Source organism: Halanaerobiales bacterium (assembly GCA_035270125.1).
Lineage (GTDB): Bacteria > Bacillota > Halanaerobiia > Halanaerobiales > DATFIM01 > DATFIM01.
In genome coordinates this window covers 18,570-29,928 of the sequence record DATFIM010000094.1, presented here as the reverse complement: position 1 = coordinate 29,928, position 11,359 = coordinate 18,570, and the positions used below count along the sequence as shown (strand labels likewise).

Below are 11,359 nucleotides of genomic sequence, written 5' to 3'. Positions count from 1 at the left end.
AGTTTGAGCTTTTGGCTCTTAATCATTAATTGAAATTAACGTTGGCTTGCTGTTCACTTTTCAAGGTTCTCTTGTTTTAAAAAAGCGCGTAAAAAACGGCGCTTCATAATTTGACGCATTAATCATCATATCATCTAATCTTTGTTTTGTCAAGGTTATTTTCCCTTATATTTAGCCTCTTTTTTACCGGCTTTTAAGGGCTGCTCCTTAACGCGACAGTTTATACTGTATCATTTTTATCTGCCTCTGTCAAGGGCTCTTTTGAAAAATTTATCTTTTTTTGTCGCCCTTCTTTTTCAGCGACATTTCATACTGTATCATTTGTCTGACCTTTTGTCAAGAGTTTAAAGAAAAAAAATAAAAGCGGAAATAAATCCGCTCTTATCTTAACTGAATAATCCATTTAACCAATTACCAAAAGATCTCCACATTCTAACTAATATATTTGCTTTTTTGATTTTTTCTTCAGCTATAATATTGACTGTTCCAGCTTTCTCCTCATTTTTTAAAATAGTTATTTGGCCTAATACATCACCTTTAGTGATCGGGGCTTTAATCTCTTTATTTAAATTAACTTTAGTTTCTATATTATCACTCTGTCCAACCCTTACTAATGTTTTATATTCATTTTCTGTTGTACCTGTCGTTACTGTTTTTTTACCATTAGACACAACAATATTATTTATTTTTTTATCTTTTTCAACTACTGTTGTTTTTCTAAAAGTATTAAAACCATAATCCATTAACTCAGTAGTGGCCTCTTCTCTTTCTTTTAAAGTGTCACCATTAAGAACTACAGAAATTAACCTCATATTATTATTTTCTGCTGTACCAGCAAGACAAAATCCTGCTTCCTGAGTATGGCCGGTTTTTAAACCATCAAGACCATCATATTTTTTTATTAATTCATTTGTATTAACCACCATAGCTTTTCTTTCTGGAAGTTCTATATAATCTAACCAGGTAGAAGTCCATTCTAAAACTTTTTCATGTTTTATTAATTCTCTAGCCATTATTGATATATCTCGAGCTGTACTATAATGATTTTCTGCAGGTAACCCAGTAGAATTAACAAAATTTGTATTTTTCATTCCTAATTCATTAGCTCTTTCGTTCATCATGGCAATAAAATTATTATAACTTCCACCTACTGCTTCAGCAACAGCTACACTGGCATCATTAGCCGAAGCCATTGATACTGCTTCCAGTAATTTCTCAAGCTTTAATTCAACTCCAGCAGGTAAAAATATTTGAGAACCGCCCATGGATTCAGCTTTTCTACTCACCTCAATCTTATCATCAAGATTTAACTTCCCTTCTTCTATAGCTTCCATTGACAGTAAAAGAGTCATTATTTTTGTAATGCTCGCTGGCGGAACTTTTTTATCTGCATTTTTTTCAAAAATTACCTCTCCAGTTTCTGCTTCCAAAAGAATAGCCGAATCTACACTTACATCAAAATCATTGGCTTTCACAATATTATAATTTGTTAAGGTTATTAATGAAATTACTATCACTATTAAACTAATTATTCTTTTCAAGTTTATTCCTCCTTGAATTCTAATTTTGCTTTCTTCCAGTATTTTTCCATTTCTTCTAAAGATAACTCAGAAAAAATTATGTTATTTTTTTCGGCCTCTTTTTCCATGAATTTAAATCTTTTTTTAAATTTTATAATTGTTGAAAAAACTGCAAGTTCTGGGTTGATATTATAAAATCTGCTCAAATTAACTGCACTAAAAATTATGTCTCCTATTTCATTTTTTATTTCTTCTTTTTCATTATTTTTAATTGCTTCTTTAATTTCAGATAATTCTTCCTCTAATTTTTCAATAATACTGATAGATTCATCCCAATCAAAACCAACTTCCTTAGCATTTTCCTGAATTTCATAAGCTTGATTTAAAGAAGGTTGACCTTTGTCATAATCATCTATTCCTTTTATAGTGTTTCCTTTTTCGTCCTCTTTTATTTTATCCCAAGTTTCTTTTACTTCTTCTGCACTTTTCAATTTTAAATCTTCAAAAACATGAGGATGTCTTTTTATTAATTTTTTATTTATATTCTTAATCACTTCTATTAAATCAAAATCTTTATTTTCTTTTGCAATTTGGGATTCAAATATCACCTGAAGAAGTAAATCTCCTAATTCTTCTTTTAAATGTCCTATATCTTCATTTTCCAGAGCTTCAACTACTTCATAAGCTTCTTCTAAAATATAACCTTTTAATGAATAATAATTTTGTTTCCTATCCCAGGGACACCCATTTTCTCCTCTTAATCTCTCCATAATCTTTACAAGTCTTGTTATTTCTTCACTCAATAGATTATAATCCATTATTATTTATCACCTACTAAACCTAATTTAAGCAAAAAGTCTCCAATTTTTTTACCAATAAACGGAACCAGGATAATATCATTATAGCTAATTTCTTTTAATAACAATAATAAAAAGAAATAGATTATAGCTGCCAAAAAAACTGTAGAAAATGTACCTACTGCATATTCAAAACTTTGGGGTACAAAAGAAATGAATCTTAAAACTCTTGAAAATCCAAATTTAACAAAAAGAGCCATTCCTAATACTGCTAAAAAAGGTTTATAAATTAGAGTCTTAAATTTAAAATTGAAATCTGTATATTTTTTTACCGAAAATAAATTTAAAATTGCTGCAACTACAAATCCAGCTGCTGTACCAAAAGCTGCTCCTCTAATTCCTAAAGCCGAATTAGCTGTTAAAGTATAGTTTAAGATAGCATTTACAATTCCACCTATAAAAAGATTACGAGCAGGAATCCCAGTTTTTCCTATTCCCTGTAAAATAGCCGATAAAGTCTGTTGCAAAGTTATAAAAATAACACTCCAGGCTACTATTCTCAAAGGAACTGCAGCAGCAGGTGCATCAAAAAAAACATCAGTTAAAGGAGTAGCTAACAAAAACAATCCTACTGCAGAAGGCAAACCTACAAGAATTGTTAATCTCAGAGCAGTCTGTGTTTTCCTGCTTATGAGGTCATCTCTTTTTCTGGCATAAGCATCTGAGATAGCCGGAACCAGACTTGCAGCAAGAGAAATAGTAATTATAGTTGGAAAGTTCACTAAAACAATTGCCATCCCTGAAAGATGTCCAAATAATTCTGTAGAAACACTTTCGCTAAAACCTGCAACTTGTAGTCTATTAGGTACAATCAGAGCATCAACCAATTTCATTACCGGTAAAACAAGTGCTCCTAAAGTTATGGGTAAAGCTAAATTAACTATTTTTTTGCCTATTTGTACATATTCTATATTCTCAATTTTATCTCTTTCTATTGTATTCCATAGCTTTTGTTCTTTTTTATGGTATATATATAAAAGTACTATAAGTCCAATTATTGATCCGGTCACAGCTCCAAAAGTTGCACCAGCAGCTGTTACTCCAATTGAATAACCATTTCTAACTAAAAATAAAACTAAAAAAATCATAGTTAACATTCTAGTCAACTGCTCAATAACTTGAGAAACTGCTGTAGGTACCATTGTTTGAAAACCCTGAAAAAAACCACGATAATTAGCCATTATAGAAACAAAAAAGATGGCTGGAGCTATAGCTACTATTGGATAATAAGCTTTTTCATTTAACATTCTTGAAATAGGATGAGCTAAAATGACCATTAAAATTGAAAAAAACAATCCAACTACAATACTCATACTTCTTCCAACTCTAAATATTTTAAATGCACTTTTCCTCATTCCTCTAGCAAGTCGATCTGAAATAAGCTTGGCCAGAGAAACTGGAATCCCCGAGCGAGAAACAACTAATAAGGTAGTGTAAATGGGATAAGCCATTTCATATAATCCTATCCCCTCTGCTCCAATAAGTCTGGGTAAAATTATTCTGTAACCAAGACCTATAAATTTTGAAGCTAAACCAGCAGCACTAAGAATAGCTGCTCCTTTTATAAAATTACTACCTTCCTGTTGTACCTCCATACAAGACATCCTTCCTTAAAAACTAAACATTTTATACTAACAGTTCTATTTTATTCATTATATAATAAATCTTTTAGATCTTCCAATATATTTTTTAACAATTTAATTCTATCATCATCCATTTTTAGTTTTATCCCAATTACAGGTTGAGAAGCTGACCTTATCTTCAATCTTTTAGAATATTTTTTTACAATTTCCATAACGGCTTCGCCACTAAGGGTATCCTGGTTTTCAAAATAACAGTTGATTAAAGTATTATCTTTCTTTTCTATCTTTTCTATATTCAACTTTCGGGCAGTAATTTTTATTCTACTGATTTCTATAAGATTCATAACTACTTCAGGTGGTTCACCAAATCTATCTATTAATTCATCAATAATATCTATTATACTTTCTTCACTATCTGCCTTCATAATCTTTTTGTATATATCTATTTTTTGTTTGGAATCAGATATATAATCATCTGGAATATATGCATCTTCATTTAAATTGATTTCAACTTCCTTTTTACTTTCTTCTTTTTCTCCTTTTAATTCTTCAACTGCATTTTCTAATAATTTACAATAAAGTGAAAACCCAATAGAAGCAATATGACCGTGCTGTTCAGCTCCTAATAAATTACCGGCACCTCTAATTTCTAAATCTCTCATAGCAATTTTGAAACCTGAACCTAGATTTGTAAATTCTTGAATTGCTCTTAGTCTTTTTTCTGCAACTTCAGATAAAACTTTATCCTTTTCATATAACAAATAAGCATAAGCAATTCTATTTGATCTACCAACTCTTCCTCTTAACTGGTAAAGTTGAGCTAAACCCATATTTTCTGCTCTATTAATAATTATAGTATTTACATTAGGAATATCAAGACCGGTTTCAATAATAGTCGTACATACTAATACATCAAATTTCTGATTGTAAAAATCAACCATTAATTTTTCTAGTTTATTTTCATTCATCTGTCCATGTGCAACAGCTACTCGAGCATCAGGTAGTAATTTTCTAATCATATTTGCTTTTTTATTAATATCTGCTACTCGATTATGAACAAAATAAACCTGACCACCTCTACCAATCTCTCTTCTTATTGTTTCTTTAATTAATTGTTTGTTAAACTCGCGTATATAAGTTCTTATTGGATATCTGTTTTCAGGAGGAGTTTCAATAACACTCATATCCCTCACCCCGACCAGAGCCATATGCAGAGTTCTTGGAATAGGAGTAGCAGTTAAAGTTAATACATCAACATTTTTTTTGATATCTTTGATAGTTTCTTTGTGAGATACTCCAAAACGCTGTTCTTCATCTACTACTAATAACCCTAATTCATTAAATTTAACATCTTCAGAAAGAAGTCGATGAGTACCAATTATTATATCTATTTCTCCTCTTCTTACTTTTTTCAAAGTTTTCTTTTGTTCAGCAGCAGTCTTAAATCGACTTACCATATCAATATTTATTGGAAATTCACCTATTCTCTCGCTAAATGTTGTAAAATGTTGTTGAGCCAAAATTGTAGTGGGCACTAAAACCGCAGTCTGTTTGCCATCCATAGCAGCTTTGAAAGCTGCCCTAATGGCAACTTCAGTTTTACCATATCCTACATCACCACAAAGAAGACGATCCATGGGAGTAGTGTTTTCCATATCTTCTTTAACATCTTCTATTGCATCCATTTGATCAGGAGTTTCTTCATAAGAAAAATCATCTTCAAATTCTTTTTGCCAAACAGTATCTTCAGAAAAAGAATAACCCTCAACAGTTTCTCTCTCAGCATATAATTCTAAGAGTCCTATAGCCATTTCTTTCACAGAATTTTTAACCTTCTGTTTTACTTTTTGCCATTCATTGCCCCCTAATTTATAGAGTTTAGGTCTTTTATGATCTGCCCCAATATATTTTTGTACAAGATTTACTTTTTCAGTAGGAACATATAATTTATCTTCATCAGCATATTCAATAACTAAATAATCTTGATGTTGATTTTGGATTTCTAAGGTATTTACTCCAAGATATTTACCAATACCATGATTTTCATGAACTACATAATCTCCTGGAGTTAATTCATTAATTGAAGAAATCTCCACTCCATCTTCTAAATCAGCTAATTTCCTCTTCTTTTTTTGAGGTTTACCCATCACCTCTTTTTCAGTATAAAGAGCAAAATTTGCTTCTTTAATAATAAATCCTTCTGAAAAACTACCTGAAAAAACAGAGATAGCATTATCTCTTATTTCCTGTTCTTCTGAATGAAAAACAGCTAACTCTTTATCTTTTAAAAATTCATATATCTTTTCAGCTTTTTTAGTTGAATTAAGAGTTACAGCTACTTTATAACCTTCTTTTCCTAGTTCTTTTAGTCTTTCTGCAAACATATCCAGTTGACTATGATAGGGTTCTACCCCTCTTGTTTTAAATCTATATTCTTTTATGTTATCTTCAAAAGGATTAGAGCCAAATTCTGGTGAAAAATACAGAGTATTATTTTCAGTAATTTTTTCTCTTATACCTTCACTATTATGAAAGTTTTTAAAATAAGAAGGTAAAATACTACCCTGTTCTAAAAGAGTAGCCTGAGTTTCTTCAATTTCTCTACATTGATTTTTCAATCTTTCCCAGACACGTTCTGGATTATCTATAAATATTCCATGTTCTTTTGGCAAATAATCCAAAAAAGAATCCAGTTTATTATAAAAATAAGGCAAAAATTGCTCATAACCAGGAAAATAATTAAGTTCTTCTAATTTTTCTAAAACTTCTTCCCCTTTTTCTTTTAAATGATTTGCTTCTTCTTTTTTATCCATATTATTTAAATTTTTTACTGTTTCATTTATATCTTTCTTTATAATAGGTATTTTAGCTTTTATTGAATCAGGTAAAATAAAATTTTCTCTAGCTGGGGGTATTATAATCTTATTATATTCTTTTATAGACCTTTGTGATTCAAGGCTAAACTCTCTTATAGAGTCAATTTCCTCCCCAAAAAATTCTATACGGTATGGCTTATTATTTGTTAAAGAAAAAATATCAATTATTCCACCTCTAACACTAAATTGACGTGGATCTTCAATCATATCAACTCTTTCATAACCTAAAATAGAAAGTCGTTCAATAAAATTTTCTCTATCAATTTCTTTTCCAACTTCTAGATTAACAGAATATTTTTTAAAAATTTCATACGGTATCAATTTACGTATAATTGCCCCTACCGGAAGAATAAATACATTACTTTCATTATCGAAAACTATTTTTTTCAGAACCTGTAATCTCTCAATTGTCACAGAATAATCTGTCATAATTTGTTCATGTGGCAAAACCTCTATTTGAGGGAATACAGTCAATTTTTCTTCTGGCAGTAACCTAATTAAATCTTCATATATATCATTTGCTCTTCCAGTATCATTTGTGATAATAATAATGTCTTTTTTTGTTTCTGAAAATATATTTCCTACTAAAAAAGGAAATCTTGAATTATTCATTCCATAAATTGTTGCATCCTTACCAGAAGAATAATCTTTTATTAAATTTTTAGTTTTATCTAATGACAATAATATATTATTAAAATTCATTATAAAAATCTCCCTACCTAAAAATAAATTAAATGACAAAATAGCCCCTACATAAAAAGCACGGGCCTAAACTTAATTATGATTATTCATAGCTTTTTCCACTGAATCATTTTTTATAACTTTTACAGCTTCTACAATCTCAACTAAAGTTTCCTGTATAACCATTTCTTCTTCATCATTAAAATAATCAAGAACATACTTTGCAATATCAAATCCAGTTGGAGGTCTTCCTATGCCAATCCTTATTCTTATAAAATCTTTGCTTTTAAGATTATTAATTATAGATTTTAGTCCATTATGTCCTCCACTGCTCCCTTTTCTTTTAATCCTAATCTCACCTATATCCAGATCAAGATCATCATAGATTATTATAATGTCCTCTAATTTTAGATCATATTCATTTAAAAGAGATTTTACAGCTTTACCACTCTTATTCATATAGGTTAATGGTTGAGCTAAAATTATTTTTTCATTATTATAAAAACCTTCACCTACTAATGAATGGCATTTTAACTGATCAGCTTTAATAGAAAATTCTTTAGCCAATTTTGAAATGGCTCTAAAACCTATATTATGTCTTGTTTTGGCATATTTTTCCCCTGGATTTCCCAAACCTATAATAAGTTTCATCTGAATTCCTCCTGGGGATAATATTTAAAGCGTAATCCACTAATTGGATTACGCTTTAGTATATTATTACTCTTCTGGTTCGTATTCTTCTTCGCCTTCTTCGAGTTCTTCTTCCTCTTCTTCAGCTTCACCAATAACTTCTGGTTCAATGAATTCTTCTTCAAGTTCTTCTTCAACTTCTTCAGTAATTTCTTCACTAGGTGGAACAACAGTAACAATAACATTACCTGCAGGACTTAAAATATCAATACTATCCGCTACTTCTAAGTCTCCTACCTGTAAAGAATCACCCATTGTTAATTCATCAATATTAACTACTACTTCATCAGGAATATCTCCTGGGAAAGACTCTATTTCTACCTGACGCATTAATTTCTGTAAAACTCCACCTTCTTGAACTCCTGGAGCACTACCTTCAATTTTAATTGGAACAGTAACTGCAATTTTTTCATCCATGGAAATAAGTTGGAAATCTACATGTAAAAGATCATCTTTTATAACATCTTTTTGATAATCTTTAATTATTGCTAATTCATCTTCCTTTTGATCACCATCAATAATAGTAACATCAAAAATAGCATTACCCAATAAACGCTTATTAACATCAAGGGGATCAATCACAAGTGGTTTAGGGTCTTTATTCTTTCCGTATATAACCCCTGGAACCTTGCCCTCTCTTCTGAGTTTGCGGGCTGTTCCCTTACCAGTTTCCTCCCTTGCTTCAACAGTTATTTCATACCTTTCCATCATTATCCTCTCCTTATATCTTAATTTTAAATTTTTAATTTCAAACGGCTGACACCTAATTTTTATTATAACATCATTAGTTAACAGAATGCAACTCCATTCTCATTAACTTTATTAGTCAAATAAAACACTTACAGATAAATCTTTATAAATTCTATCAATAGCTTCTCCTAACAAAGAAGCAACAGATAATGTTTTTAAATTATCTAATTCTTTTTCTCCTTTAGTCTTTATTGTATTAGTAACTACAATTTCTTTGAAGGGAGCATTTTTTAATCTTTCTACAGCAGGTCCAGAAAAAAGAGCATGAGTAGCTGAAGCATAAACATTTGCTGCTCCTTTTTTCTTTAACACTCTAGCTGCTTCAGACATTGTACCGGCTGTATCTATTATATCATCAAATAATATAACATTCCTTCCTTCTACATCACCAATAATATTCATTACTTCTGCAACATTAGGTTTGGGTCTCCTTTTATCAATTATTGCCATTGGTATATCAAGAGCCTGAGCAATACTTCTAACCCTTTTTACTGCTCCTACATCAGGTGATACTGCTGTCATATTTTCTATTTCTTTTTTTCTGAAATAATCAATCATTAATGGTGCAGCATAAAGGTGATCTACTGGAATATCAAAAAATCCCTGAATTTGAGGAGCGTGTAAATCAATTGAGACAACACGATCTGCTCCTGAAGTTGCAAGTAAATTGGCGACAAGTTTAGCTGTAATTGGTGCCCTTGGTTCAGCTTTTCTATCCTGACGAGCATAACCATAATAAGGTACCACAGCTGAAATTCTGCGAGCTGAAGCTCTTCTTAAAGCATCAATCATAACCAATAATTCCATAATATTTTCATTAACTGGAGGCATTGTGGGCTGGATTACAAACACATCTGCTCCTCTTACTGTTTCATCAATTCTAACACTTATTTCTCCATCTTCAAATCGACCTATTTTTGCACTTACTAATTCAGTACCTAAATAGTCACAAATATCTTTTGCCAGTTGAGGGTGAGAATTACCTGTAAAGATTTTTAATCTATCAGTATAAGCTGACATTTATATCCTCCTTAATAGTTCAATTATTTATTTTTTTAGAATGAACTCGGGCCGGAACTCCCAAAACTACTGCATCTTCATCTACATCTTTTGTTACTACAGAGCCTGCACCTGTCATTCCTCTATTATTAACTTTTATAGGAGCCACTAAAGTGGAATTGCTGCCTATAAAAACAGAATCTCCAATTTCTGTTTTATGCTTGTTTTTACCATCATAATTTGCAAAAATTGTCCCTGCACCAATATTGGTTTTTTCTCCAATTTTAGCATCACCAACATAGCTTAAATGAGGAATTTTAGTTTTTTCCCCTACCTGTGCTTTCTTCAATTCAACAAAATCACCTACCTTAACCTGATCAGCTATTTTGCAACCTGGGCGTATATAAGCAAATGGACCAACAATACAATGATCACCAATTACACTTTTCCAGATCTGACAATTAGCTTTTAACTCAACATTACTACCTATTTTTGCATCAACAAGCCTATTATTAGGGCCAATAGTAGAATTTTTACCTATAACAGTATTTTCTTCAATATATGTAAAGGGATAAATAATCGTATCTTTTGCTATTTCGACTTCTTTATCAATATAAGTTGTAGCTGGATCAATAATCGTTACTCCATTTTCCATTAATTCTTCATTAATCCTACTTCTTAACACTTTTTCTGCTTCAGCCAGTCCCTTCCTATCATTTACACCTATAATTTCTTCATTATCCTCAATCATTACAGGAATTACTTTATAACCTTTATTTTTTATATAATCTACTGCATCTGTTAAATAATACTCATTTTGAGCATTATCACAATCAATATTTTCAAGTGATTCGACTAATAAATCACTATCAAAACAATATACTCCACTATTAATTTCTTTTATTTCTTTTTCTATATTAGTGGCATCATCCTCTTCAACTATTTTTACTATTTCATTATTTTTATCTTTTACTATTCTTCCATAATCTGTAGGGTCATCTAATTCTGCAGTTAAAACAGATAAAGCTGCTTTATCTGTTTTATGCTTTTTAATCATTTTTTTTAGAGTAGAGCTTTTAAGTAAAGGAATATCACCATATAAAACTATTACCGGTCCTTCATGTTTTTTTATCTCTTTTTTGGCCTGCATAACTGCATGAGCTGTTCCTAGTTGCTTTTCCTGTTTTACAAAATCAAGATTATAATCATTAAGATTATCTTTAACTTTTTCAGATTGATAACCAATAACTGATACTATTTTAGAATTCAAATCCTCAACAGTCTCAATTACATGTTTAACCATTTCTTTGCCAGCAATTTGGTGCAAAACCTTTGTTTTATCAGATTTCATTCTGGTACCTTTTCCAGCAGCAAGAATAATTGTTAAAAGATCTTCCATATTC

The 11,359-nt window shown here is 30.6% G+C and carries 8 protein-coding genes; all 8 read right to left on the bottom strand.

The window, feature by feature from the left end; all coding sequences use genetic code 11:
- Window positions 1-386: 386 nt before the first annotated feature.
- Window positions 387-1,541 carry a D-alanyl-D-alanine carboxypeptidase family protein gene (locus tag VJ881_05200; protein ID HKL75446.1) on the bottom strand — a complete coding sequence of 385 codons (1,155 nt, stop codon included), beginning with the start codon at window positions 1,539-1,541 and terminating at the stop codon, window positions 387-389.
- A gap of 2 nt (window positions 1,542-1,543) precedes the next feature.
- Window positions 1,544-2,338, bottom strand: a complete 795-nt coding sequence (mazG, locus tag VJ881_05195) for a nucleoside triphosphate pyrophosphohydrolase (GenBank protein HKL75445.1) — start codon at window positions 2,336-2,338, stop codon at window positions 1,544-1,546.
- A gap of 2 nt (window positions 2,339-2,340) precedes the next feature.
- Complete coding sequence (locus tag VJ881_05190; protein ID HKL75444.1) at window positions 2,341-3,972, bottom strand: polysaccharide biosynthesis protein; 1,632 nt, start codon at window positions 3,970-3,972, stop codon at window positions 2,341-2,343.
- 50 nt (window positions 3,973-4,022) lie between these two features.
- Entirely contained in the window at window positions 4,023-7,538 is a 3,516-nt protein-coding gene (gene mfd / locus VJ881_05185; protein ID HKL75443.1) for a transcription-repair coupling factor, read from the bottom strand.
- A gap of 72 nt (window positions 7,539-7,610) precedes the next feature.
- Window positions 7,611-8,168 carry an aminoacyl-tRNA hydrolase gene (gene pth / locus VJ881_05180; GenBank protein ID HKL75442.1) on the bottom strand — a complete coding sequence of 186 codons (558 nt, stop codon included), beginning with the start codon at window positions 8,166-8,168 and terminating at the stop codon, window positions 7,611-7,613.
- 66 nt (window positions 8,169-8,234) lie between these two features.
- Window positions 8,235-8,915, bottom strand: coding sequence for a 50S ribosomal protein L25 (locus VJ881_05175; protein HKL75441.1), 681 nt, complete (start codon window positions 8,913-8,915; stop codon window positions 8,235-8,237).
- 114 nt (window positions 8,916-9,029) lie between these two features.
- The gene (locus VJ881_05170; protein HKL75440.1) at window positions 9,030-9,977 is read right to left on the bottom strand and encodes a ribose-phosphate pyrophosphokinase; all 948 of its coding nucleotides are present in this window, start codon (window positions 9,975-9,977) and stop codon (window positions 9,030-9,032) included.
- Between the two features lie 19 nt (window positions 9,978-9,996).
- Window positions 9,997-11,355, bottom strand: coding sequence for a bifunctional UDP-N-acetylglucosamine diphosphorylase/glucosamine-1-phosphate N-acetyltransferase GlmU (glmU, locus tag VJ881_05165; GenBank protein ID HKL75439.1), 1,359 nt, complete (start codon window positions 11,353-11,355; stop codon window positions 9,997-9,999).
- Window positions 11,356-11,359 lie beyond the last annotated feature (4 nt).